General features: G+C 64.7%; 24 protein-coding genes. 11 read left to right on the forward strand and 13 right to left on the reverse strand.

Features of this window, described 5'->3' with window-relative positions:
• Positions 1-41: 41 nt before the first annotated feature.
• From EDE08_RS36875 to EDE08_RS36890, 4 genes are all read right to left on the reverse strand, one after another.
• Complete coding sequence (locus EDE08_RS36875; protein ID WP_131874538.1) at positions 42-1,244, reverse strand: ABC transporter substrate-binding protein; 1,203 nt, start codon at positions 1,242-1,244, stop codon at positions 42-44.
• A 77-nt stretch (positions 1,245-1,321) separates the two neighbouring features.
• Positions 1,322-1,906: an amino acid synthesis family protein gene (locus EDE08_RS36880; protein ID WP_024338309.1), complete on the reverse strand. Its 585-nt coding sequence runs from the start codon at positions 1,904-1,906 to the stop codon at positions 1,322-1,324.
• Between the two features lie 26 nt (positions 1,907-1,932).
• Entirely contained in the window at positions 1,933-2,829 is an 897-nt protein-coding gene (locus EDE08_RS36885; RefSeq protein ID WP_131874539.1) for a UPF0280 family protein, read from the reverse strand.
• Positions 2,826-4,283, reverse strand: coding sequence for a 6-hydroxynicotinate reductase (locus EDE08_RS36890; protein WP_131874570.1), 1,458 nt, complete (start codon positions 4,281-4,283; stop codon positions 2,826-2,828). The genes EDE08_RS36885 and EDE08_RS36890 overlap by 4 nt, the downstream gene beginning before the upstream one ends.
• Before the next feature lie 240 nt (positions 4,284-4,523).
• On the opposite strand from EDE08_RS36890, the gene EDE08_RS36895 reads away from it, so the two are divergent.
• Entirely contained in the window at positions 4,524-5,006 is a 483-nt protein-coding gene (locus tag EDE08_RS36895) for a (2Fe-2S)-binding protein (RefSeq protein WP_131874540.1), read from the forward strand.
• On the forward strand, positions 5,006-8,536 hold the full coding sequence (locus tag EDE08_RS36900) for a molybdopterin cofactor-binding domain-containing protein (protein WP_131874541.1): 3,531 nt from the start codon (positions 5,006-5,008) through the stop codon (positions 8,534-8,536). Before EDE08_RS36895 ends, EDE08_RS36900 begins: the two co-directional genes overlap by 1 nt.
• A 137-nt stretch (positions 8,537-8,673) precedes the next feature.
• Here the strand turns inward: EDE08_RS36900 and EDE08_RS36905 are convergent, their stop codons facing one another.
• The gene (locus tag EDE08_RS36905; protein WP_131874542.1) at positions 8,674-9,639 is read right to left on the reverse strand and encodes a catechol 2,3-dioxygenase; all 966 of its coding nucleotides are present in this window, start codon (positions 9,637-9,639) and stop codon (positions 8,674-8,676) included.
• Between the two features lie 436 nt (positions 9,640-10,075).
• On the opposite strand from EDE08_RS36905, the gene EDE08_RS36910 reads away from it, so the two are divergent.
• The 3 genes from EDE08_RS36910 (at position 10,076) to EDE08_RS36920 (ending at position 13,134) form a co-directional block, all read left to right on the forward strand.
• Positions 10,076-11,815 (forward strand): ATP-binding protein, encoded by a 1,740-nt coding sequence (locus EDE08_RS36910; protein ID WP_028178555.1) that lies wholly within the window; start codon positions 10,076-10,078, stop codon positions 11,813-11,815.
• A gap of 223 nt (positions 11,816-12,038) precedes the next feature.
• Positions 12,039-12,620 carry a peroxidase-related enzyme gene (locus EDE08_RS36915; protein ID WP_131874543.1) on the forward strand — a complete coding sequence of 194 codons (582 nt, stop codon included), beginning with the start codon at positions 12,039-12,041 and terminating at the stop codon, positions 12,618-12,620.
• A 10-nt stretch (positions 12,621-12,630) separates the two neighbouring features.
• Positions 12,631-13,134 (forward strand): MgtC/SapB family protein, encoded by a 504-nt coding sequence (locus EDE08_RS36920; RefSeq protein WP_131874544.1) that lies wholly within the window; start codon positions 12,631-12,633, stop codon positions 13,132-13,134.
• 109 nt (positions 13,135-13,243) lie between these two features.
• Here the strand turns inward: EDE08_RS36920 and EDE08_RS38775 are convergent, their stop codons facing one another.
• The 3 genes from EDE08_RS38775 to EDE08_RS36925 all read right to left on the reverse strand — a co-directional run bounded on the left by EDE08_RS38775 (position 13,244) and on the right by EDE08_RS36925 (position 14,467).
• Complete coding sequence (locus tag EDE08_RS38775) at positions 13,244-13,411, reverse strand: hypothetical protein (protein WP_165936397.1); 168 nt, start codon at positions 13,409-13,411, stop codon at positions 13,244-13,246.
• Positions 13,412-13,561: 150 nt separating this feature from the next.
• A complete protein-coding gene (locus EDE08_RS38780; RefSeq protein WP_165936396.1) occupies positions 13,562-13,705 on the reverse strand; it encodes a hypothetical protein in 144 nt (47 codons plus the stop codon).
• A 138-nt stretch (positions 13,706-13,843) separates the two neighbouring features.
• On the reverse strand, positions 13,844-14,467 hold the full coding sequence (locus EDE08_RS36925; RefSeq protein WP_131874545.1) for a ParB-like protein: 624 nt from the start codon (positions 14,465-14,467) through the stop codon (positions 13,844-13,846).
• A gap of 310 nt (positions 14,468-14,777) precedes the next feature.
• Here EDE08_RS36925 and EDE08_RS36930 point away from each other — a divergent pair, with 310 nt between their 5' ends.
• The 6 genes from EDE08_RS36930 (at position 14,778) to EDE08_RS36955 (ending at position 19,561) form a co-directional block, all read left to right on the forward strand.
• Positions 14,778-15,119, forward strand: coding sequence for a hypothetical protein (locus tag EDE08_RS36930; protein WP_131874546.1), 342 nt, complete (start codon positions 14,778-14,780; stop codon positions 15,117-15,119).
• 234 nt (positions 15,120-15,353) lie between these two features.
• Positions 15,354-15,641 (forward strand): acyl carrier protein, encoded by a 288-nt coding sequence (locus EDE08_RS36935; protein ID WP_007592476.1) that lies wholly within the window; start codon positions 15,354-15,356, stop codon positions 15,639-15,641.
• 10 nt (positions 15,642-15,651) lie between these two features.
• The gene (locus EDE08_RS36940) at positions 15,652-16,122 is read left to right on the forward strand and encodes a 3-hydroxyacyl-ACP dehydratase FabZ family protein (protein WP_061877689.1); all 471 of its coding nucleotides are present in this window, start codon (positions 15,652-15,654) and stop codon (positions 16,120-16,122) included.
• On the forward strand, positions 16,119-17,321 hold the full coding sequence (locus tag EDE08_RS36945) for a beta-ketoacyl-ACP synthase (RefSeq protein ID WP_131874547.1): 1,203 nt from the start codon (positions 16,119-16,121) through the stop codon (positions 17,319-17,321). Before EDE08_RS36940 ends, EDE08_RS36945 begins: the two co-directional genes overlap by 4 nt.
• 21 nt (positions 17,322-17,342) lie before the next feature.
• Positions 17,343-18,620: a beta-ketoacyl-ACP synthase gene (locus EDE08_RS36950; protein ID WP_131874548.1), complete on the forward strand. Its 1,278-nt coding sequence runs from the start codon at positions 17,343-17,345 to the stop codon at positions 18,618-18,620.
• 8 nt (positions 18,621-18,628) lie between these two features.
• Positions 18,629-19,561, forward strand: coding sequence for a lipid A biosynthesis lauroyl acyltransferase (locus tag EDE08_RS36955; RefSeq protein ID WP_131874549.1), 933 nt, complete (start codon positions 18,629-18,631; stop codon positions 19,559-19,561).
• Positions 19,562-19,568: 7 nt separating this feature from the next.
• Here EDE08_RS36955 and EDE08_RS36960 read toward each other — a convergent pair whose 3' ends face one another.
• The 5 genes from EDE08_RS36960 to EDE08_RS36980 form a co-directional block, all read right to left on the reverse strand.
• Positions 19,569-19,925, reverse strand: coding sequence for a DUF5615 family PIN-like protein (locus EDE08_RS36960; protein ID WP_131874550.1), 357 nt, complete (start codon positions 19,923-19,925; stop codon positions 19,569-19,571).
• Position 19,926: 1 nt separating this feature from the next.
• A complete protein-coding gene (locus EDE08_RS36965) occupies positions 19,927-20,157 on the reverse strand; it encodes a DUF433 domain-containing protein (protein WP_131874551.1) in 231 nt (76 codons plus the stop codon).
• Between the two features lie 79 nt (positions 20,158-20,236).
• Positions 20,237-21,376 carry a polyamine ABC transporter substrate-binding protein gene (locus tag EDE08_RS36970; RefSeq protein WP_131874552.1) on the reverse strand — a complete coding sequence of 380 codons (1,140 nt, stop codon included), beginning with the start codon at positions 21,374-21,376 and terminating at the stop codon, positions 20,237-20,239.
• A gap of 2 nt (positions 21,377-21,378) precedes the next feature.
• Positions 21,379-22,557, reverse strand: a complete 1,179-nt coding sequence (locus EDE08_RS36975; RefSeq protein WP_131874553.1) for an aminotransferase — start codon at positions 22,555-22,557, stop codon at positions 21,379-21,381.
• A gap of 8 nt (positions 22,558-22,565) precedes the next feature.
• On the reverse strand, positions 22,566-22,892 hold the full coding sequence (locus EDE08_RS36980) for a rhodanese-like domain-containing protein (protein ID WP_162500327.1): 327 nt from the start codon (positions 22,890-22,892) through the stop codon (positions 22,566-22,568).
• Positions 22,893-23,088 lie beyond the last annotated feature (196 nt).

Below are 23,088 nucleotides of genomic sequence, written 5' to 3' on the forward strand. Positions count from 1 at the left end.
CGCGAAGTCCGCTGGGCTAACCCACCCTACGGCAGCGGAGATTAATCCTTCGGCCGCAGCTTCGCGACTTCGGCATCGCTGGGCAGATAGTCCGCGCCCTTCTTGTAGGACGAGTCCACCATTACGCCCTTGCCATCCTTCAGCGCGGTCTTGCCAACATAGGCACCGAGCGTGGACTGGTGGTCGATCTTGCGGAAGGTGATCTCGCCGAACGGCGACGGCATGGACAGCCCTTCCGCCGCGGCAATCAGCTTCTCCGGATCGGTCGAGCCGGCCTTCGCGAGAATGGCGGCGGCCGACTTGATGGTCTGGTAGCCGACGATCGAACCGAGACGCGGATAGTCGTTGTATTTGGCCTGATAGGCCTTGAGGAACGCGTCATGCTCGGGCGTCTTGATCGAGTACCAGGGATAGCCGGTGACGATCCAGCCCTCCGGCGTCTCGTCCTTGAGCGGATCGAGATATTCGGGCTCGCCGGTGAGGAAGGAGACGACCTCGCGCCCCTTGAACAGGCCGCGGGTGTTGCCTTCGCGCACGAGCTTGACGAGGTCGGCGCCGAAGGTGACGTTGAGGATCGCTTCCGGGTTGGCTGCGGCAACCGCCTGCACCACCGGGCCGGCGTCGATCTTGCCCTGCGGCGGCCATTGCTCGTCGACCCACTGGATGTCGGGGCGCTTCTCCGACATCAGCTTCTTGAACACGGCGACCGCCGACTGGCCGTATTCGTAGTTCGGCGCGATCGTGGCCCAGCGCTTTGCGGGCAGCTTGCTGGCGGCTTCCACCAGCATCGCCGCCTGCATGTAGTTGGAGGGACGCAGGCGGAAAGTATATTTGTTGCCCTTGGACCAGGTGATGGCGTCCGTGAGCGGCTCGGCCGCGAGGAAGAACACCTTCTTCTGGTTGGCGAAGTCAGAGACCGCAAGACCGATGTTCGACAGGAACGTGCCTGCGAGCATCGCAACGCCCTCGCTCGAGACGAGCTCGTTAGCCGCGGTCTGCGCGTCGGCCGGCTTGCCGCCATCATCCTTGGAAATGACGACGAGCTTCTTGCCGTTGATGCCGCCTGCCGCATTGATCTCCTCGACCGCAAGCTGCCAGCCCTTGCGATAGGGCTCGGTGAACGCCGGCAGCAGCGAGTAGCTGTTGATCTCGCCGATCTTGATGTCCTGCGCCAGGGCCGAATGAGCCATGCCGCCCGCCAGAAGCGCGAAGGCCGCGCCGACGATAGTATTTCTTGCTCGCATCCCAACCTCCAGTTTGAAATCTACTTCTTGAGCATGATCTTATCGGAAAACCGGTTCGCACTTTTCCGGATCATGCTCTATCTCAGACCGTCTTCGCCCTTGATCTCCGCAACCGTGAGCCCGCCGACGCGCGGCAGCGGACGGCCGCTGTCGGTGACGGCGACCGCGACCATGATCTCGTTGGCGCGCGGTGCATCGTTGATCTGCACTTCCATGCCGTCGAAATGACTGCGCACGAAGGCAGCATCCTTGTGCCCGAGCGGAATGTCCAGCGTCGTGCCCGGGCCGCTACGCTTCTTCGAGGACGGGATCAGGGCGGCGCCCTTGCCCAGCACTTTGCGCACCGGCGCTCCCATCTTGGGGTGGAGGATGGCGGCGGCATGCTCCAGCTCGCCATTCTCGCCGACGGCCGCGGCCTTGCCGTAGCTCTGCGCCTTGGCGCCGTCGATGCCGAGCGCGGCCACCGCGCGCTTCGACAAGAGCTCGCCCAGCTCCTCGCCGATCGCGATCAGCGGCGAGAGATCCTCGACGTATTTTCCGGCGAAGGGATTCTCGATGACGGCGATCGCAGCCGCACGCCGCGTCGGCGGCGACACCTGCCGGCCCATCTCCATCTGCGTCTCTTCGACGACGGTGACGATCTTGCGGATGATCGCGCTCATGATTGTGTCCTCAGGCTCTTCCCTGTTCAGGCATGAACCGCGTTCTCCAGCTGACGCGGGCGCGATCCTGGCCGCACAATATCTTTCGGTCCGATGACAAGCATATCACCACAAAGCTGCAGCACCGCACCCTCGATCAGCCGACGATCGAATAATTGTCGTGCACATTCCGCGCCAGATTCGAGCGCGGCGGCGATCTCATCGTGAGACAGTTCGCCGACATCGCGCGTCACGAGCCGCGCGCCGAGATCGCTGTCGGGCTGAAGCTCGTTCGCAGGCTTTCGGCTGATTGCGGGATGCCCCGGTAGATCGACGGCATCGGCGATCACGGTCGCGGCCGCATCGGCCTGCGAAGCGGTTGCGGCCAGCACTGTCACGGCATCGGCGATCCCGAGCGAAAAGCTGCGGCCGTGCCGGCCGCTGGTCGCGACGCCCCGCACAGGGTCATCCGCATCGATCCTCATCGTCCGCATCACGCCGTCGCGGTCGGGCCGGTCCATCAGGCCGACCGAAAAATGCGCGTCCGCTTCGAGATGAAGCGCGATGTCGCCACCATTGTTGACGTAAGCCCGATCGAGCGCCGCAGCGCGCAGCATCGCCCCCAGAATCTCCTCGGCCACGCCGCCGGCAACAGCCGCCATCGGCGTGATGAAGCAATCGGCGGCATAGGGCGCGACAGCGGCGTGCATACGACGCGCGACGGCGCCGGTCAGCGAAGTCCGCGTCGCAGCATCCGCACGCAGCTCAGTCAGTTCCGCGCATAGCTCGTCGAGAAGCCCGGTGAACCGGCGCGCCGCAGCCTCATAGGCCGCGCGCACGTCGTCCGCACGTCCCCTCGCCTCCACGATCAGATCAATCGGTCCATCCTGCAAATGCAGCCGCCGGCCATCAGACAGCAATGCGATTTGCGGGCGCCTCGTCATGTCCGGCGCCCCGGAATCGGGTGATGCCAGGGCAACTGGCGGACATCGTCGCCATTCTGCACCTCGGAGAGCGGCTTCACATAGTCCATGTGGCCGCCGAGCGCGGCATAGTCGGACAGCGTCATCGTGAACTCGATCGGCGCGACCAGCGCCGGCGTCGGCACATAACCGAACGCGCCTGACGGCATCTGCGTCACGTCGACCATGTAGGTGATGCCGCCACCGGGCCAGACATAGACAGGCGCGCCGCCGCTGGTGACGCGCGTCAGCGCATCCTTCACCGAGCGCGTCAGTCGCACCGGATTGTCGGTGACACCGGCACGCAGCGAGCCGCCGGCGCCGGCCATGAACAGCACCGTGCACAGCGCGGGCTCGCAGTTTTCCTGGATCCGCTCGACCGAGAATCTCAACTCGGCAGGCATCTCGGTCTCGATCGGTTTCAAGGCTTCGTCGAGCACGTAATACGACGAATGCTCGCCCGTGGTGGAGACCATCAGCATGGTCAGACCGGGCTTCGCTTCCTTGGCATCGAACGGCCCGAGGATCGACAAGGGATCGGAAATGTTGGTGCCGCCCCAGCCCGTGCCGGGATCGGCGACCTGGAAATAGCGGCCGGGCGTCGAGCGCCGTCCCTTCATCTTGATGCCGGTGTCGGCGATGTCGAGAAGCTTGCCGGCCTGATGCTCCGAGAGCACGCCGGTGATGTGGTCGTCGACCACGACCACCTCGTCGACCTTGCCGTGCCATTGCTTGGCGAACATGCCGATCGTCGCCGAGCCGCAGCCGACGCGCATGCGCTCTTCTTTCATGCCGTTGACGATCGGCGGCTGCCCGGCCTGCACCACCACGGTGGCGCCACCGTCAATGGTGAGCTCGACCGCCTTGCAGTTGGCAAGGTCCATCAGCGTGTCGCAGGTGACGCGGCCTTCCTTCTTGGAGCCACCGGTGAGATGATGCACGCCGCCGAGCGACAGCATCTGCGAGCCATATTCGCTGGTCGTGACGTGGCCAACCGCCTCGCCCTGCGCGCGAACGGTCGCGGTCTCCGGACCAAGATAGCGATCGGTGTCGATCTTCACCTTGATCCCACAATAGGAGAAGATGCCCTCGGTGACCACGGTCACCATGTCGACGCCGTCGACCTCAGCGGAGACGATGAACGGCGCCGGCTTGTAGTCGGGATAGGTCGTGCCCGCGCCGATCGCGGTCACGAAGGTCGAGGGTTCGTGGACGATCTTGCCGTCCCAGTCCTCGGTGCGACTGAAAGGAACGAGCTTGCCGCCATGAGAAACGGTGCGCTCCAGGATCACATGCGGATCGACACGGACGAGCTTGCCGTCGTGATTGGCGTAGCGGTCGCAGGCACCCGCTGCGCCCGGCTTGATGTAGCACATCACCGGACAAGCATCGCAGCGGATCTTGTCGATGACGGCGCTCGTCGTTTCAATCACCATGTCGGAGCCGGCGGCCACTGCGGTTATCGTTCGTACACGAACAATGTTGCGCGCGGTCCCCTGGCGCTGTCAAGCGGCGGTGCAACGCAAAAGATGCGACTGCCGCATAAAACCTCATTTGCCTATCGGCTCTGTCCACAAAGAAGGCAACCACGCTGCAGTGCGGGATGCACCGCTTGCACGTTTGTGTACAAACGGTATCGTTCGCCACGGTAGAGTTACGCGCGCTTGGGAACGAGGATGACGAAGACACCGATCCGCCTCACCGTGAACGGCAGGATCCACGAGGTCACGGCAGCACGGGACACGCCGCTGCTCTATGTGCTGCGCAACGAGCTCGCGCTCAATGGCCCAAAATATGGTTGCGGCCTCGGCGAATGTGGCACCTGTACTGTCCTGATCGACGGCGCGGCGGCACGCTCCTGTGTGATTCCAGTGAGCGGCTGCGCCGGCCGCGACATCGTGACGCTCGAAGGACTCGGCACCCGCGACAAGCCCGATGTGGTGCAACAGGCCTTCATCGACGAGCAGGCCGCACAATGCGGCTATTGCCTCAACGGCATGATCATGACCACCAAGGCGCTGCTCGCGATCAATCCGCGGCCGACCGAACAGGAGGCGCTGGCGGCGCTGCGCTACAATCTCTGCCGCTGCGGCACCCATGTCGAGATCCTGCGCGCGGTAATGCGGGCATCCGGCCAGCTCGCCGAGGCCGTGGACTGATGGCCTCCACTGTTTCGAACGGAGCTGAGCGGTCATCGGGCTCGCTCGTCGTCGCCCGCACCGTGGACGAGGTCACATCCGAGACCTTCGTTCGCATCACCGCGGACGGGGCGGTCACGGCCTATAACGGCCATGTCGATCTCGGCACCGGCATCCGCACCGCCCTGGGCCAGATCGTCGCCGAAGAGCTCGACGTCTCCTTTGCGCGCGTCGTGGTCGTGCTCGGCGACACGTCGGTTGTGCCGAACCAGGGCGCGACAATCGCCAGCGAAACCATCCAGATCACCGCCGTGCCCCTGCGGAAGGCCGCAGCGCAAGCGCGACACTTCCTGGTCGCGCGCGCGGCGGAGCGGCTGGAGCTGCCGGCCTCCGAGTTGCGGATCGAGGACGGCCTCGTGCGCGGACACGACAACCGCAGCGTCAGCTATGGCGAGCTGATCGGCGGCGAAGAGATCCGGCTCGAGCTTGCCGACGATGCCGCGGTCAAACCTGTCGGCGACTACACGATCGTCGGCCAGTCGACGCCGCGCGTGGATCTGCCCGCCAAGGCCACGGGCGAGCTGACTTTCGTGCACGACATCCGCGTGCCGGGCATGCTGCACGGCCGCGTGGTGCGGCCGCCCTATGCCGGCGTCGATGCCGGTCCGTTCGTCGGCACCAGCCTGCTCGCGGTCGATGAATCCTCGGTACGCGACATTCCCGGCCTGATCGCGGTGGTGCACATCGGCGATTTCGTCGGCGTTGTCGCCGAGCGCGAGGAGAATGCGATCCGCGCGGCAGAGCGGCTCGAGGTGAGCTGGAAGCCGACGCCAACTCTCGCCGACCTTGCCGACGTCGAAACCGCGCTGCGCGCCAATCCGTCGACGCCGCGCATGCTGATCGACAAGGGCGAGGTCGACAAGGCGATATCGGGCGCGGCCAAACCGATGCAGCGCACTTACGTGTGGCCGTATCAGATGCATGCCTCGATCGGCCCGTCCTGTGCCGTCGCCGACTATAGCGACGGCAATGTCCGGGTCTGGTCGGGCACGCAGAACCCGCACGTGCTGCGCGGCGATCTTGCGCTCCTGATCGAACGCCCCGAGAGCGAGATCGAGGTGATCCGGCTGGAAGCCGCCGGCTGCTACGGCCGCAATTGTGCCGACGACGTCACCGCCGACGCGTTGCTGCTGTCACGCGCGGTCGGCCGGCCCGTGCGCGTGCAATTGACACGCGAGCAGGAGCACGCCTGGGAGCCCAAAGGCACTGCTCAGCTCATCGACGTCAACGGCGGGCTCGATGCCGACGGCGGCATTGCCGGTTACGATCTCGCAACGCGCTATCCCTCGAACGCCGCGCCAACTCTGGCGCTGCTGTTGACCGGCCGCATCTCGTCCGATCCGGCCGTGCTTCAGATGGGCGACCGCACCGCGATCCCGCCCTACGACTACGACCACATGCGTGTCGTCGCCCATGACATGCCCCCGATCGTGCGCGCCTCATGGTTCCGCGGCGTCTCGGCACTGCCGAACACTTTTGCGCATGAATCCTATATCGACGAGGCCGCGACCGAGGCAGGCGTCGATCCGATCGAATATCGCCTGCGCTATCTCAAGGACCAGCGCGCCCTTGATCTGGTCAATGCAGTGGCCGAACGCGCGGGCTGGACGCCGCGGCCGGTCCGCGAAGAGAAAGACGGCGAGATCGTGCACGGGCGCGGCTTTGCCTATGCGCTTTATGTCCACAGCAAGTTTCCCGGCTATGGCGCGGCGTGGTCGGCCTGGGTCGCCGACGTCGCGGTGAACAAGGCGACCGGCGATGTCAGCGTCACGCGCGTTGTCGCGGGCCAGGACTCCGGCCTGATGATCAATCCGGACGGCGTGCGCCACCAGATCCATGGCAACGTCATCCAGTCCACCAGCCGCGCGCTGATGGAGGAAGTGTCGTTCGAACGCGGCGCGGTGGCGGCGCGGGAATGGGGCGCCTATCCCATCATCCCGTTCCCGGACGTGCCCAAGATCGACGTCCTGATGCTGCCGCGTCAGGATCAACCACCGCTCGGCGTGGGCGAATCCGCCTCGGTGCCGAGCGCGGCGGCGATCGCCAATGCGATCTTCGATGCCACCGGCGTGCGCTTTCGCGAGCCTCCGTTCACGCCCGAGCGCATCCTGAAAGGGCTGCACGGCGATGCGGCGGCGACACCACAGGCCCTGCCCGCTCCCGCGGCGTCGCCGCCGGCCCGCATCTGGCAAAACCCGTTCGCAAAGCGCGCCGGCGTCTTCGCGACCATTGCAGCTCTCTGCACTGCTGCAATCGGCGTCGGCGCGGCGCTGCTGCCGGGCCGTGCGATTGCACCCATCGCGCGCCCCGACGCATCGGTCTACTCCGCGGCGACGATCGCGCGCGGAGAGCTGCTTGCTGCGCTCGGCAATTGCGCGGAGTGCCACACCTCCACCGGCGGCGCGCTCAACGCCGGCGGCCGTGCGCTCCAGACACCGTTCGGCACGATCTTCGCGACCAACATCACGCCCGACGTCGAGACCGGCATCGGCGCCTGGTCCTATCCCGCCTTCGAGCGCGCCATGCGCGATGGGCTGCATCGCGATGGTCGGCAGCTCTATCCTGCCTTCCCCTACACGCATTTTGCGAAGACCAGCGACGCCGACATGCAGGCGCTCTACGCCTATCTGATGGCGCAACCCGTAGTACGCGCGACGCCGCCGGCGAATGCGCTCGCATTTCCATTCAATCTTCGCCCGCTGCTCGCGGGCTGGAACGCGCTGTTCCACCAGACGCGCGAGTTCAAGCCCGATCCCGCCAAGTCCGAGCTTTGGAATCGCGGCGCCTACCTGGTCGAGAGCCTCGGCCATTGCAGCGCCTGCCATTCGCCCCGCAACGCGCTCGGCGCCGAGCAGCGCGAAGCCTATCTCGCCGGCGGCTTTGCCGAAGGGTGGGAGGCGCCGGCGCTAACCTCGGTCTCGCAGGCACCGATCCCGTGGAGCGAGGATGAGCTTTTCGCTTATCTGCGCACCGGCCATTCGCGCTATCACGGCGTAGCGGCCGGTCCGATGGCGCCGATCGTCCGGGACCTCAAGGCTCTGCCCGATCAGGACATCCGTGCGATGGCAGTCTATCTCAACTCGTTCAACGACGCCGCGACCGACCGGCACGCACAGGAAGCACTCGCGGCAAAGCTCGAGAGCGCAACGCAGGTCACCGTCGCCTCTTCCACCGGCGCGCGCCTCTATCAGGGCGCCTGCGCCGTCTGCCACGAGGTCGGCGGCCTGCCGCTGTTCGGCAGCCGGCCTTCGCTCGCGCTCAACAGCAACATTCACAGCACGAAGGCGGACAATCTCGTGCAGGTGATCCTGCACGGCATCTCCGAGCCAGTCTCCAGCGATCTCGGCTACATGCCCGCGTTCAGGAACGGCATGAGCGATGCGCAGGTCGAGGAACTCGTGACGTTTTTGCGCAAGCAGTTCGCACCCGACAAGCCGGCCTGGATCGGCGTGCGTGAGACGATCGCGCGGGTACGAAGTTCAACCCACTAACGTCATTCCGGGGACCGAGCATAGCGAGGGAGCCCGGAATCCATAACCACCAGCCGGGGTTATGGATTCTCAGATGCGCAATTGCGCATCATAGCTCGCCGCTTCGCGTCGCCCCGGAATGACGCCGCGTGAATACGTTACCCGTGCTTCATCTCCACCGGTGGCGTGCCGTGGGTGTGGAAGGATTCGATGGTCTTCAGTCCCCACGCCTGGCCCTTCTTGCGCTCCTCCTCGGTCCACACGATCGGCTTCCAGTCGGGCGCGAGAATGAGACGCGCGCCAGCATTGGCGACTTCGACGCGGTTGCCGCCGGGCTCGTAGACATAGAGGAAGAAGGTCTGCTGGATCGCGTGCTTGTGCGGCCCCGTCTCGATATGCACGCCGTTCTCGAGGAAGATGTCGGCGGCGCGCAGAATCTCCTCGCGGCTGTCGAGCGCGTAGGTGACGTGGTGGAAGCGGCCGGGCACGCCGGAATGGTCGAGCGAATAGGCGAAGTCGTAGCTCTTGTTCGACATCGTCAGCCACATCGCAGCCTCGCGGCCGTCATTGAGCACGATCTGCTCGGTGAGACGGCAGCCGAGATAGGTCTCGAAGAACTCGCGGTTGGCCTTGATGTCGACGGCGAGGCAATTGAGGTGATCGAGGCGGCGCACGTTGACGCCGCGCGCGGGAAAGCGCTGGGCCTGGTTCTTCAGCGCAGGCTTCAGCTCCGGCGGCGCCTGATACCATTCGGTCTCGTAATAGAGCTCGACGATATGGCCATCGGGATCGCGGCAGCGGAAGGTCGGCCCCTGCCCCATGTCGCCGTCGATCCAGCCGATGTCGAAGCCGGATCCTTTCAGCGCGGCGACCCGACGCTCCAGCGCCTGCTGGCTGCGCGCGCGCAGTGCCATGTGGCCCATCCCTGACGTCTTCGAGGCCGTGAGCTTGAGCGAATAGCGCTCGTAGTCGTCCCAGCCGCGCAAGTAGACCGACTCGCCTTGTCGTCCGCTGACGGTCATGCCCATGACATCGACGAAGAATTTCAGGCTCTCGTCCGGCTTCGGCGTCAGCAGCTCCATGTGGCCGAGATGGGCGAGATCGAGGATTGGTTCGGGCTGCATGATTTTCTCCCAGGGACGTCGCTACGATCCGCCGGACCGGATCGCGCGATTGAACGCGGGGCACAACGACGCGGGCCCCGCATGGCGCCGGTGGCAGCGATTTCATTTGTACTAATGTACAAATGATTAGGTCCCGTCAACAAATCAAGCCGCAGCGCCCCTGCAAATGACGGCCCGGCCGGGACGGGCGGGTCTTCCAAACGGGCGATCGCCCGCCTGGATGGTAAAGTCTTCCTTAAGGCCGACCGGACGCATTGGCCCGGAAAAGCAGCAGTTTCCCGGCGATTCCGCCCATAAGTATACATCAGCACCAAGCCTGTTGGCCGAATTGTCGCTGATTTAACGGAGCGGGCGCGCCCGGCGTTTAACCCTTTGTCCAGCGACGGCCGCGCATAGTCCGGAGCAAATCCCTTAGCTCTTGCCGGGTTCATTCATCGTGACATCCTTTGGACGCGTGATTTCGGTTCGCGGATCGCTCGCCCGGGTCGGGCTATTGGCGGCAAGCCAGATGCCGATCTCGGAGGTTCGGGCGACCGTCGGCCGTTTCGTCAGCATTCGCTGCGCCAGCTCCGTCATCGTTGCGATGATCACCGAGGTCTCCTGCGAGAACCTGTCGAGCTCCGACGGCTACATCGCCATCGCCTCGGTCGACCTGCTCGGCGAGATCCTCAACGCCGCGGACAAGGCCAAATTCCAGCGCGGCGTCACCAACTATCCGACCATCGGCGATGCCGTCGACCTGATCACCAGCCAGGAGCTGCGCACGATCTACGCGCCGACCGGCTCCGACCAGATCAACGTGGGTTTCCTCCAGCAGGATCGCTCCGTCGTCGCCTATGTCGACGTCGAGGAAATGCTGTCCAAGCATTTTGCGGTGTTGGGGTCGACCGGCGTCGGCAAATCGACCGGCGTCTCGCTGCTGCTCAACGAGATCCTGAAAGCGCGGCCGAACCTGCGCATCTTCCTGCTCGACGTGCACAACGAATATGGCCGCTGCTTCGGCGACCGCGCGCTGGTGCTCAACCCGCGGAACTTGAAGCTGCCGTTCTGGCTGTTCAACTTCGAGGAAATCGTCGACGTGCTGTTCGGCGGCCGCGCCGGCGTGCCCGAGGAGCTCGACATCCTCGCCGAGGTGATCCCGCTGGCCAAGGGCGTCTACACCCAGTACCAGAACGCCGACCGCATCGGCCTCAAGCGCATCGATCCAAAGCAGATCGGCTACACCGTCGACACGCCGGTGCCCTATCGCCTCGTCGACCTGCTGTCGCTGATCGACGAGCGCATGGGCAAGCTCGAGAACCGCTCCTCGCGCATCATCTACCACAAGTTGATCTCGCGCATCGAAGCCGTGCGCAACGACCCGCGCTACGCCTTCATGTTCGACAACGCCAATGTCGGCGGCGACACCATGGCCGAGGTGATCAGCCATCTGTTCCGCCTGCCGGCCAACGGCAAGCCGATGACGGTGATGCAACTCGCCGGCTTCCCGGCCGAAGTCATCGATTCCGTCGTCTCGGTGCTGTGCCGCATGGCCTTCGACTTCGGCCTGTGGAGCGACGGCGTCTCGCCGCTGCTGTTCGTCTGCGAGGAAGCGCATCGCTATGCCTCCGCCGACCGCAACGTCGGGTTCGGGCCGACCCGCAAGGCGGTGTCGCGCATCGCCAAGGAAGGTCGCAAATACGGCGTCTATCTCGGCCTCATCACCCAGCGCCCGGCCGAGCTCGACGCCACCATCATCTCCCAGTGCAACACGCTGTTCACGATGCGTCTCGCCAACGACCGCGACCAGGCGCTGCTGCGCGCCGCGGTCTCGGACGCCGCCGCGAACCTGCTCTCCTTCGTACCGTCGCTCGGCACGCGTGAAGTGCTGGCCTTCGGCGAAGGCGTCGCCCTGCCGACGCGCCTGCGCTTCAAGGAGGTGCCTCCGCACCAATTGCCGCGCGGCGAAGCCACCATCAGCAGCGTGCCGTCCGTCACCTCCGGCCACGACATGCATTTCGTCAGCGCCGTGCTCGAGCGCTGGCGCGGTGCCACCTCGCAGCGCGACGTGCCGAACGACCCCGTGTTCTCGGCACCGCCGGCGAAGACGATGTCCAGCGTCGAAGCCCCGATGCTGCAACCATCGATGGGCCTCGATCCGGACCGCTTCTCGCTGCTGAAGAAGCCGCTGCGGTAAGGGACGGACACCGCCCCCACGAATTCCGCTGTCATGCCCCGGCTTGACCGGGGCATCCAGTACGCTGCAGCTCCTCGGCTCAATCACTAACGCTTCTGGAATACTGGATCGCCCGATTAAATCGGGCGATGACAGCGTGTGTGTGTCACACGCCCCCATCGTCCTACGTTGAGCCCGCCACCCGCATCGACTATGGTCTCCAGCCCCAAGCCGGAACATGCCCATGACAAAAACCGCCGCGCAACGCTTCCCCGCACCCGCCCTCGATACGCTGCCCGACGACATCCGCACGCGGCTTCTCGCCGTGCAGGAGAAGAGCGGCTTCGTGCCGAACGTGTTCCTGACGCTGGCCTATCGTCCCGACGAGTTCCGCGCCTTCTTCGCCTATCACGACGCGCTGATGGAGAAGGACGGCGGCCTCACCAAGGCCGAGCGCGAGATGATCGTGGTGGCGACTTCGGCGGCGAACCAGTGCCAATATTGCGTGATTGCCCACGGCGCGATCCTGCGCATCCGCGCCAAGAACCCGCTGATTGCCGATCAGGTCGCGGTGAACTACCGCAAGGCCGACATCAGCCCGCGGCAGAAGGCGATGCTCGACTTCGCGATGAAGGTCTCGACCGACGCGCAGCGGATTTCCGAGGACGATTTCGCCACGCTCCAACCGCACGGCTTCAGCGACGACGACATCTGGGACATCGCCGCGATCGCCGCATTCTTCGCATTGTCGAACCGGCTGGCGAATTTCACCGGCATGCGCCCGAACGAGGAGTTCTACCTGATGGGACGACTGCCGAAGAGATGACGGACTAGACATGACGGAGCTGGACTGGCCCGAAATCCTGCTTCGCCTCGGCGCGGCGACGCTCGCCGGCGGCGCGATCGGCCTCAACCGCGACCTGCACGGCAAGCCGATCGGGCTGAAGACGCTCGGCATCGTCGGGCTCTCCACCGCAACCGTCGTGCTGCTCGCAGTCCAGTTCGCCGAGCCCGGCAAGATGACCGATGCGACGAGCCGTGTGATCCAGGGCATCCTGACCGGCATCGGCTTTCTCGGTGCCGGGGTCATCGTCCACGAGAGCGACCGCTTTCGCGTGCGGGGCCTGACCAGCGCGGCCTGCACCTTTCTCGCCGCCTGTCTCGGCATTGCCTGTGGCGCCGGACAATGGAAGATCGTCCTGCTCGCGCTCGCTGTCGCCTTCGTGCTGCTCACGATCGGCCGCCGCATCGAGCGCTGGCTGCATCGCATCCTCGGCGGCAGAGAGGATCCGCACCGGCCGGAGACCACGCCGCCTGCGGGTCCCCGCAATAGCGGCTAGTGATCATACGCCGCGCAATCGCCTCGGAGGCGAGCGCGTGCAAGGCTCCATCGAATCGAAGGGTTCTGGCGAGCACTGCATCTGCCGCAACCCGATCGCCTGCTGCCGCTCACGTCTTCCGCCGCAGGCTCCAGAGACTTCCAGCGCCCAGAATGGCGGTCACGAGCAGAATCGCAACGAAGGTCTGGATGATCGTGAAGTTCAGGGCGTCGCGCGCAACGAACAGCGCGGTGACCGCGCCGGCGATGACGAAGAGGATGCGAAAGATGATGCTCATGGCCATGTCTCCAGTCAGCATGACCTGGAGCCCACCTCGCCCTCGACATCGGGGCGCAATGCTGCTTCGGCAATCATGCAGGCGGACCATAGCCGCCGGCCGCCGCCGCAAATTTGCGGAAGATCAAGCGTGTCCGGGGCCACTCAGCCGCTAGCGTTTTGTCATCAGCTCGAGCGCCGGGGCAAAACGATCGGCAAACGTCAATGTCTTGGCGTGGTGAACTGCGGCAAACGATGCCGAAATCCCTGCAGAGGCGACGGCGAGCAAGGCAATGGCAAGAACCAGACGGCGCATTCCGGCCTCCTGTGTAAGCTCGATACCCCAGAGAGATGGGGTGGCCCTGTTTCAGGACCGCTTCATGGAGACGGGAAAGTGATTTCGCTCAAGCGACCGTGATGTGGTGCGGCTGGTGGTACCGCTGGGCGCCACTGCCTACTCATCGTCCGCCGGACCGCACCAGCCGGGCAGATAGATGGCATTCTTGCTTCTGGCCGCGGCCATCGCCTTCTCGATCGCCCTGTCGAAATCGGACTCCACCACCTTGCGCGAGACCTGTCGGCGCAGGAAATCAGCCCACAGAAATTCGGAGAACGGCGTGGTGTCTTTGGCAAAGCCGCCCATGCGGCGCAATTCGCCGGCCAGGCTGCGAAACGGATCGTCCTTGAGGTCGGCGACCGATTTCGGCAGGTCGCGGAACGACCGCCGCTCGCCCTTGGCGTCGTAGGGATAGGCCCAGCGCTTGTTGTCCATGACGCCCCAGAAGGCCTTGCGCTCGACCATCCTGACGTCGCCGACGATGGTCACCAACACCTCCTTGACGCCTTCATCGTGCAGCGCTCGGCCGAGATGATGATGATCGATCACGTAGTAGCGCGAATCGGGGCCGTAGACGACGGGGATCATGTGCTTGCCGAGCAGATCAGCCTGCTTCTTCTCGTCGTGCTCGCGCCAGCGCTTGCGCTTCTCCCTGACCTCGCGCATGCCGACCGTCATCTGCGTCGGCCGGAGCGACAGGATCGGGACAGGATGCACTCGCGGCTCGCGCGTATTGGTCATGATCGATAGGTCCTCGGATGGTCCGGCTTCCCGTGACTATGCCATGGGCCCCGCGGCGACAAAATGCGTTCGGAAAGGACGCCGAGATCACAAGTCGGTACTGGCGGGACGAACTCCATGGCCGTTGCGATCCCTGTCGTTGCGGCGCAACCAGCGCCACCACCGCGACGGCCGGTTCCCGGAGAGCTCCACACCGGCCCATGCACAAATAGTGCAAATGAACAAATGCACGCGAGCATTGAGAAGATTTTCTGCAACGCGCGCGTCACGTATGCTATCTAAATCGCTGCTTCGGAGTGATCCCCGCCCCATGAACAACCAGCGGCCCATAAGCTCGGATGACGAGCACCGGGTGCTCCAGTTCAGGCCTCGCACCTCGCCTCCCACGGCGGCCCAGCGCGGCAACGGCACCGTACAACCCTTGCGCGTCGCTCCCGATCGGCTGGACCTGTCGCGCTACGAACGGCCCCGCGCCGAACCCGACAATTTCCGCCAGCGCATGCTTGCCAACATCGCGGCACTGGCCTTCACCATCGCGCTGACCGCGATCGGGATCTGGCTCGCGGTCAGCATCGCCGACCTGCGCCGGACCCAGGATTGCGTGCTGATGGGTCGCCGCGACTGCGTCAAGATCACGACGCCGCATATTTAGGGGCCGGCCCGCCGCTGGCCGTCCGGCGGCAGGGTCACGGTAGCATCCCCAAGCCTGTTCCTTTGCTATCCCCTTGGCCTGCCCGGCTCCATTGAACTCGGGGCGGCGCTCCGATATACGGGCTTTCGACCCGGCCAGAGGGGGGTTTGAGGGCGTCATTCGGGGCGCGATGCCCACCCACCGTGCCACTCTGGACAATCTGACAAATATCCGCAATATATCAAAGGCTTAGTGATGTCTTCCACATTCGATCAGGTCGCCACGATCATCGCTGAAACCTGCGACATCCCGCGCGACACGATCACGCCCGATAGCCACGCCATCGATGACCTCGGCATCGACAGCCTCGATTTTCTGGACATCGCGTTCGCGATCGACAAGCAGTTCGGCATCAAGCTGCCGCTGGAGAAGTGGACTCAGGAGGTCAACGACGGCAAGGCGACCACCGAGCAATATTTCGTGCTGAAGAACCTGTGCGCCCGCATCGACGAACTGGTTGCGGCCAAGGGCGCGAGCGCCTGAGGGCGCAGTCATGCAACTCGAATACTTCCACATGATCGACCGCATCGTCGACCTCAAGGTCGACGAGAAGACGATCGTCGTCGAAGCGCAGGTCCCGAAGGAAAGCACCATCTTCGAGGGGCACTTCCCGGGCTATCCCTTGATGCCCGGCGTGCTCCTGATCGAATCGATGGCGCAGGCCTCGGGCTGGCTTCAGCTCGGCGTATTCAGGTTCGAGCGTATGCCGATCCTGGCCGCCGTGAAGGAGGCCAAGGTCCGCGGCTCGGTCTTCCCCGGCGATCTCATGAGCATCGAGGCGCGCCTCACCCATGAAGGCTCCGGCTATGCGATGACCGAAGCCAAGATCAGAGTCGGCGGCAAGCTGCGCGCCAATTCGGCGCTCACCTTCACGCTGATCCCCTTCCCCAATGCGGATATGCGCGGATACATGGCGAAAGTCGCCGAGCGTGTCGGCTTTCCCCAACAGGCCGTCTCGCCATGATTGACACTGCTTCGAAGCCCGGCCAGACCGAAGTCTGGATCACCGGCATTGGCCTTGCTACCTCGCTCGGCGAGGGTCTGGACGCCAACTGGGCCGCGCTTCAGGAGAAGCGAATCAATGTCGACGAGAAGGGCTTCGCGCCCTACATCGTGCATCCGCTGATGCCAGTTGCCTTCGACAGCCAGATCCCGAAGAAGGGCGATCAGCGCCAGATGGAAGCCTGGCAGCGCATCGGCACATATGCCGCCGGTCTTGCGCTCGATTCCGCAGGGATCAAGGGCAACAAGGACATCCTGTCGAAGATCGACATGGTCGTCGCCGCCGGCGGCGGAGAGCGCGATCTCAACGTCGACAGCGGCGTGCTGACGGCCGAGGCCAAGGGCGCCAACGCGCCCGGCTTCCTCAACGAGCGGTTGATGAGCGATCTCAGGCCGACGCTGTTTTTGGCACAGCTCTCCAACCTGCTCGCCGGCAACATCGCCATCGTGCACGGCCTGGGGGGCACTTCGCGCACCTTCATGGGCGAAGAGGTCGCCGGCGCCGATGCCGCCCGCATTGCGCTTGCGCGGATCGCCTCGGGCGAAAGTGACATCGCGCTGGTCGGCGGCTCGCACAATGGCGAGCGCAAGGACCTGTTGGTCCTCTACGAATTCGGCGACTTCAACCTCAAGAACAAGTTCGCTCCCGTATGGGCGCGCAAGGACCACGCCGGCTTCGCGCTCGGCTCCGCCGGCGCCTTCCTGGTGCTGGAATCGAAGACGCATGCGGAAGCGCGCGGCGCAAAGCCGTTCGCCAAATTGTCGAGCGTCGTCGCGGACCTCGCCAAACGCAAGCGGCCCGGCGACATGGCCGCGACGCTGGAGAAGCTGTGGGCCAAGCTGCCGAAGCGCGAGGGCAAGGGCGCCATCATCACCGGAGCGACCGGTGCGGAGCCCGCGACCTCGGAAGAGCGCGACTTCCTGAAGAGCCATGTCGACTTTCCGGTGCGCTCGACCGGCACGGTATTCGGCCACGCCATGGAGACGCAATTCCCGCTCGGAATTGCGCTCGCTGCGCTGTCGATCTCGCGTGGTGCACTGTTCCCGCCGAACGATTCGACCGGCACCGAGATTGAAATGCAGGGTGCGCCCACCCAGATTGTGGTGGTGGGAGCTGGACACTGGCGCGGCGAAGGCATGGCGCTGGTCGAGGCAGTTTAGTTAGCTCAAGCGGGGATCGACATGACTGCAGCACGCGACAAATTCGGGCGCCCCGTCGTCGTCGTCACCGGCATGGGCATCTTGACGTCGCTCGGTGCCGGCAAGACCGACAATTGGGCGAAGCTCGTCGCCGGCGAATCCGGCATCCGCACCATCACGCGCTTTCCGATCGACGGCCTGAAGACCACGATGGCGGGCACGGTCGATTTCGTCGGCGTCGATCCGTTCTCCTCCACCGCCCTGTCCGAACGGATGGCCGAGATCGCGACGCAGGAAGCGCTGGAGCAGGCCGGCATCGGCGCCAAGGCCGATTTCCCCGGCCCCCTTTTTCTTGCCGTTGCGCCCGTCGAGGTCGAATGGCCGCAGCGTCGCGAACTGGGTCGCGCCGTCGGCCAGCTCGACATCAACTATGACGATCTGCTGCGCATTTCCGGCGGCGGCAAGTACAGCGCCTACCATCATCGCTTCATGTTCGGCTCGGTCGCCGCATCTCTCGCGGAGACGTTCGGCACCAAGGGTTCGCCGATCTCGCTGTCCACGGCCTGCGCCTCGGGTGCGACCTCGATCCAGCTCGGCGTCGAGGCGATCCGCCGCGGCGAGACCGACGCCGCACTGTGCGTCGCGACCGACGGCACCGTGAACCCGGAAGCGCTGGTGCGCTTCTCGCTGCTGTCGGCGCTGTCGACCCAGAACGATCCGCCGCAGGCGGCCTCCCGCCCCTTCTCCAAGAACCGCGATGGTTTCGTGATGGCCGAAGGCGCCGGCGCGCTGGTGCTCGAAAGCTACGAGGCGGCGACTGCGCGCGGCGCGAAGATCCTCGGCGTGATTGCCGGCTGCGGCGAGCTCACCGATTCCTTCCATCGCACCCGGTCCTCGCCCGACGGCAAGCCGATCATCGGCTGCATGAACAAGACGCTGGCCGATGCCGGCATGACGCCGGACCAGATCGACCACATCAACGCGCACGGCACCTCGACACCCGAAAACGACAAGATGGAGTTCAACACGACATCGGCCGTGTTCGGCGAGCTCGCGCAGAAGATTCCGGTCACCTCCAACAAGTCGATGGTCGGCCACACCATCTCGGCCGCCGGCGGGGTGGAGGCGATCTTCTCGCTGCTGACGCTCGAGCATCAGCGCATTCCGCCGACCATCAACTACGACATTCCTGATCCCGCGATCCTGTTCAACGTCGTCGGCAACAAGGCGCGCGACGCCCGCGTGACCGCGGTGATGTCGAATTCGTTCGGCTTCGGCGGTCAGAACGCCTCGCTGATCCTGACCCGCGAACCGGTCTGACCGGACGCATGACGCTGCTTCCTGCGAGCATGAAGGCCCGCGCGCGGGAGGCTGCCAAATCGCTCGGCGGAAGCCTGATCGGCGCGGCGACGGTCGCGATGCTGCGCACCACGCGCTATTTCGATCCGGTCAAGACCTCGGACTTCTTCGCGCGCGCCGTGAAGCTGATCGGGCCGCGCCTGCGCGAGCACCGCATCGGCCGCGCCAATCTCACCGCCGCCTTTCCGGAGAAATCGCCGGAGGAGATCGACCGGATCCTGATGGGCGTCTGGGACAATCTCGGCCGCGTCGGCGCCGAGTTCGCCCATATCGACCACGTCTGGGACTACGATCGCGATGGCCCGGAGAAGAGTCGAATGGAGATTTCCCCGCGCAGCATCGAGCTGTTCGACCAGATCCGCGACGACGGCAAGCCGGCGCTGATCTTCGCCGCACACCTTGCGAACTGGGAATTGCCGGCGCTCGCCGCCGTCGCGCATGGACTGGAAACGGCGATTCTCTATCGCCGCCCGAACATCGCCTCGGCCGACCGCATCATCCAGGAGATGCGCCAGGTCAACATGGGCACGCTGATCCCGGCCGGCCGCGAGGCGCCGCTGCGGCTCGCGCAGGCGCTGAAGGATGGCAAGCACGTCGCCATGCTGATCGACCAGTACCTCACCGCCGGCGTCGAGGTCACGTTCTTCGGCCGCAAGACCCGCGCCAACCCGATGCTGGCGCGCCTCCTGCGCCAGGTCGAATGCCCGATCCACGGCGTCCGCATCATCCGCCTGCCCGACGGCCGCTTCCGCGGCGAGCTGACCGAAGAGGTCAAGCCGGTGCGCGATGCCGATGGCAAGATCGACATCCAGGGCACCACGCAGGCGATCACGAGCGTCGTGGAGAGCTGGGTGCGCGAGCATCCGGAGCAGTGGCTGTGGCTGCATAGAAGGTGGCGGTAGGCTGGCGCTATTTGCTCAGCGGCCGCATTCGGACTCGGCCAGGCTCGATCACAGAAAAATGGCCCGCCCAATCGTCACGGGCCAAGATCAGGTCGGCGAGCACCTTGCCAATCCGCCCAGGTGCAGGCGGAGGGATGCGCAACAATACGATACCGCACGTCGTCGGAAGCGATGACGCTTTGGCCAACTCCCCAAAATCCTTGTCAAAGGCGAGCAGGATCCGTTGTTCGTGCGACGCCTGCGCCAATACTACGCGATCGTTGCTACCGGGTGCCGAAGCTCGGATCCAGATGACGTCATGACCTGACGCGCGAAGTGCGTCGACCGCGGAGCCCGGAAAATTCTCGTCCGCGAGAAATCGCATCTCAGGCTGCGGTCGGGTGAACCCGTTCGACGCTCAGTGAGTCGCGTGCGTAAGCCAGACACGCGAGAATGTCCTCGCGCGAAATGCCCGGATAGTTCGCCAAAATGTCGGCTTCGCTCCAACCGTCCGCCATCAATCCGATAATGAACTCGACTGCAATGCGGGTCCCCCGAGTCACGGGCTTGCCGGCGAGGACATCAGGTGCGAGCGAAATGCGAGGGTGATCTGTCATTGCTCAAGGCCTAGTCTGTCAGCTGAGGCAGATAGTACACCAATTCGCGCGGGACAGCGAATTTGGAACCTAACTGCCTTTACCTTCCCGTCTTCACCTTGGTCCAGAGCCGGTTGATGATCCGCTGCGTCGCCGGCTCGCGCGCCGTGATCACGAACAGCTTTGCGAGCGTCGCCTCGTCCGGATAGATGTTCTTGTCGCCCAGGATTTTTGGATCGACCAGCTTCTGGCTGGCGAGATTGCCGCTCGCGTAGGACAGGAAGTCCGAGTTCTTGGCGGCAACGTCGGGGCGGTAGAGGTAGTTGATCAGCTCGTAGGCCTCCTTGACGTTCTTGGCATCCGCGGGGATCGCGAGATTGTCGAAGAACATCTGCGCACCCTCCTTCGGAATGGCATAGCCGATCTCGATGCCACTGCTGTTGTCTTTCTTGGCTTCGGCCGCCCGGGCCCGCGCCTGCATGATGTCGCCGGACCAACCGACCACGAAGCAGATCTCGCCGGTGGCGAGTGCGCTGAGATATTCGGACGAGTGAAATTTGCGCACCGACGGGCGAACCTTCGCGACGGCCTCGGCGGCCTTCTCGAGGTCAGCCTGCTTGGTCGAGTTTGGATCGAGCCCGAGCCAGTTCAGCGCTGCCGGAAAGATGTCGTCGGCGGAGTCGAGCATGTGCACGCCGCAGTCTTTGAACTTCGCCAAATTCTCCGGCTTGAAGACGATGTCCCAGCTGTCGATCTTCGCGTCCGGCCCGAGGATCTGCTTCACCTTGGCGACGTTGTAGCCGATGCCCGTCGTGCCCCACATGTAGTTGGCGGCGTAGACGTTGCCGGGATCGTAGGTCGCAAGGTGCCTGGTCACCATCGGCCAGGCGTTGGCGAGGTTCGGCAGCTTCGACTTGTCGAGCTTCTGGAAGATGTTGGCCTTGATCTGGCGCTGCAGGAAATAGGCGGTGGGAACCACGACGTCATAGCCGGACTTGCCGGCCATCAGGCGCGTCTCCAGGGTCTCGTTGGCATCGAAGGTGTCGTAGACCACCTTGATGCCGGTCTCTCTGGTGAAGGCCTCCAGGACACCCGGCGCCATGTAGTTGGACCAGTTGTAGAAGTTGACGACCCGCTCCTCGGCCGCTGCGGGAGGCGAAAGCAACATCAGCGCTGCGGCGAATGCAAAACCAAGGCAAAGCCAGGAAAAGCAAAGCCTCGAGCGGCCGACGTTCGTCATCCCTACCTCTTGCGCCCGCGCACCGCGTCCGACAGCCGCTCCAGCGCGGTGTCGAGGGTCTGGTCCTTCTTGGCAAAGCAGAACCGCACCACCGAAGTGACCGGGTCCTGCTCGTAGAACGCCGACACCGGGATCGCCGCCACCTTGTAGTCCTTCACGATGCGCCAGCAGAACTCGGTGTCGCTCTCGTTCAGCCCGAGCGGCGACAAGTCCACGGTGAGGAAGTAGGTGCCTTGCGACTTCAGCACGGGGAAGCCGAGGCTCTCCAGGCCCCTGGTCAGGCGGTCCCTGCTCCGCGTCAGATCCTTGCGCATCGACAGGAAGTAGTCGTCGGACTTGCCGAGGCCGTAGGCGGCGGCGGCCTGCAGGTTCGGCGCGGTGGTGAAGGTCAGGAACTGGTGCACCTTGGCGGCGACGCGCAGCAAGGGCGGTGCGGCGCAGACGAAGCCGATCTTCCAGCCCGTCAGCGAGAAGATCTTGCCGGCCGAGCCGACCTTGATGGTGCGCTCGCGCATGCCGGGGATGGTGATGAGCGGGATGTGCTTGTGCTCGTCGAAGGTGACGTGCTCCCAGACCTCGTCGCAGATCGCGATGACGTCGAACTCCTGGCAATAGCGCGCCAAGAGCTCGAGGTCCTCGCGCGGATAGACCACCGCGCTGGGATTCAAGGGATTGTTGAACAGCACCGCCTTGGTCTTTGAATTGAAGACGCTTTTCAGCATGTCCTCGTTCAGCCGCCAGTGCGGCGGCTCGAGACGGACCAGGCGCGGAATGCCGCCCGCCTGACGGATGATGGGCAAATAGGAATCATAGACCGGCTGGAAGCAGACCACCTCGTCGCCGGGCTGGACCACCGCGAGGATCGCCGAGGTCAGCGCCTCGGTGCCGCCCGAGGTGACCATCACTTCGCTCATCGGATCGAGCGTGACGCCGTGCCAGTGGCCATAATGGGTCGCGATTGCCTGGCGCAGCTCCGGCAGGCCCATCATCGACGGGTACTGGTTGTAGCCGTTCAGCGAGGCCTCGGCCGCGGCGCGGCGGATGTCCTCGGGGCCGGGGTCGTCGGGAAAGCCTTGGCCGAGATTGATGGCATTGTTGTCGCGCGCGGCCTGCGACATCGCCTCGAAGATGGTGACGGGAAGGTCGGCGAAGACCTTGTTCAGATTGGAGCTCTTCGACATCGACCCGATCAGCCACCGACCTTGCTGGGAAGTCCCGCCGCCTTCCAGCCAAGCATGCCGCCGGCCAGATGCTTGTCGTAGGGCAGGCCGGCGGCCTGCGCCGCCAGTGAGGCCGTCACCGAGCGCTTACCCGAGCGGCAGGCGAACACGACCTCCTTGCCGGCGGGATCGGGAATCGCCTTGGGATCGAAGGTCGAGAGCGGCACCACGACGCCGTAAGGGTAAGCCTCGGCCTGAACCTCGTTCGGTTCGCGAACGTCGACGAGCAGATAGCGCCCTTCCGCGACACCCTTGGAGACCTCGTCCGGGGTCAGATCCTGTACTTGATTTGCCACATCATCCTCCAACGTCGCGAGCCGCAGCCGGGGCGATCCCGGCGGGCGGCAACCTCGCCTCTCGGGAGACGAAAATCAAGCGCTACAAAGGCTTGAGCCCCGAGCCGCAAGTTAAAGCTAAATCGCAGCGACTTGAAGTGCGGCCTTCAGGATGCCTGAAGCTCCTGCTTCATCCCTCGCCACGCACTCGGTGTCA

Source organism: Bradyrhizobium sp. R2.2-H, assembly GCF_004346455.1.
GTDB lineage: Bacteria > Pseudomonadota > Alphaproteobacteria > Rhizobiales > Xanthobacteraceae > Bradyrhizobium > Bradyrhizobium diversitatis.

What these genes read in the sequence shown, in the direction of transcription:
- EDE08_RS36875 (WP_131874538.1), bottom strand. Translation starts at nt 1,244, where the DNA reads ATGCGAGCAAGAAATACTATCGTCGGCGCGGCCTTCGCGCTTCTGGCG.
- EDE08_RS36880 (WP_024338309.1), bottom strand. Translation starts at nt 1,906, where the DNA reads ATGAGCGCGATCATCCGCAAGATCGTCACCGTCGTCGAAGAGACGCAG.
- EDE08_RS36885 (WP_131874539.1), bottom strand. Translation starts at nt 2,829, where the DNA reads ATGACGAGGCGCCCGCAAATCGCATTGCTGTCTGATGGCCGGCGGCTG.
- EDE08_RS36890 (WP_131874570.1), bottom strand. Translation starts at nt 4,283, where the DNA reads ATGGTGATTGAAACGACGAGCGCCGTCATCGACAAGATCCGCTGCGAT.
- EDE08_RS36895 (WP_131874540.1), top strand. Translation starts at nt 4,524, where the DNA reads ATGACGAAGACACCGATCCGCCTCACCGTGAACGGCAGGATCCACGAG.
- EDE08_RS36900 (WP_131874541.1), top strand. Translation starts at nt 5,006, where the DNA reads ATGGCCTCCACTGTTTCGAACGGAGCTGAGCGGTCATCGGGCTCGCTC.
- EDE08_RS36905 (WP_131874542.1), bottom strand. Translation starts at nt 9,639, where the DNA reads ATGCAGCCCGAACCAATCCTCGATCTCGCCCATCTCGGCCACATGGAG.
- EDE08_RS36915 (WP_131874543.1), top strand. Translation starts at nt 12,039, where the DNA reads ATGACAAAAACCGCCGCGCAACGCTTCCCCGCACCCGCCCTCGATACG.
- EDE08_RS36920 (WP_131874544.1), top strand. Translation starts at nt 12,631, where the DNA reads ATGACGGAGCTGGACTGGCCCGAAATCCTGCTTCGCCTCGGCGCGGCG.
- EDE08_RS38775 (WP_165936397.1), bottom strand. Translation starts at nt 13,411, where the DNA reads ATGAGCATCATCTTTCGCATCCTCTTCGTCATCGCCGGCGCGGTCACC.
- EDE08_RS38780 (WP_165936396.1), bottom strand. Translation starts at nt 13,705, where the DNA reads ATGCGCCGTCTGGTTCTTGCCATTGCCTTGCTCGCCGTCGCCTCTGCA.
- EDE08_RS36925 (WP_131874545.1), bottom strand. Translation starts at nt 14,467, where the DNA reads ATGACCAATACGCGCGAGCCGCGAGTGCATCCTGTCCCGATCCTGTCG.
- EDE08_RS36930 (WP_131874546.1), top strand. Translation starts at nt 14,778, where the DNA reads ATGAACAACCAGCGGCCCATAAGCTCGGATGACGAGCACCGGGTGCTC.
- EDE08_RS36935 (WP_007592476.1), top strand. Translation starts at nt 15,354, where the DNA reads ATGTCTTCCACATTCGATCAGGTCGCCACGATCATCGCTGAAACCTGC.
- EDE08_RS36940 (WP_061877689.1), top strand. Translation starts at nt 15,652, where the DNA reads ATGCAACTCGAATACTTCCACATGATCGACCGCATCGTCGACCTCAAG.
- EDE08_RS36945 (WP_131874547.1), top strand. Translation starts at nt 16,119, where the DNA reads ATGATTGACACTGCTTCGAAGCCCGGCCAGACCGAAGTCTGGATCACC.
- EDE08_RS36950 (WP_131874548.1), top strand. Translation starts at nt 17,343, where the DNA reads ATGACTGCAGCACGCGACAAATTCGGGCGCCCCGTCGTCGTCGTCACC.
- EDE08_RS36955 (WP_131874549.1), top strand. Translation starts at nt 18,629, where the DNA reads ATGACGCTGCTTCCTGCGAGCATGAAGGCCCGCGCGCGGGAGGCTGCC.
- EDE08_RS36960 (WP_131874550.1), bottom strand. Translation starts at nt 19,925, where the DNA reads ATGCGATTTCTCGCGGACGAGAATTTTCCGGGCTCCGCGGTCGACGCA.
- EDE08_RS36965 (WP_131874551.1), bottom strand. Translation starts at nt 20,157, where the DNA reads ATGACAGATCACCCTCGCATTTCGCTCGCACCTGATGTCCTCGCCGGC.
- EDE08_RS36970 (WP_131874552.1), bottom strand. Translation starts at nt 21,376, where the DNA reads ATGACGAACGTCGGCCGCTCGAGGCTTTGCTTTTCCTGGCTTTGCCTT.
- EDE08_RS36975 (WP_131874553.1), bottom strand. Translation starts at nt 22,557, where the DNA reads ATGTCGAAGAGCTCCAATCTGAACAAGGTCTTCGCCGACCTTCCCGTC.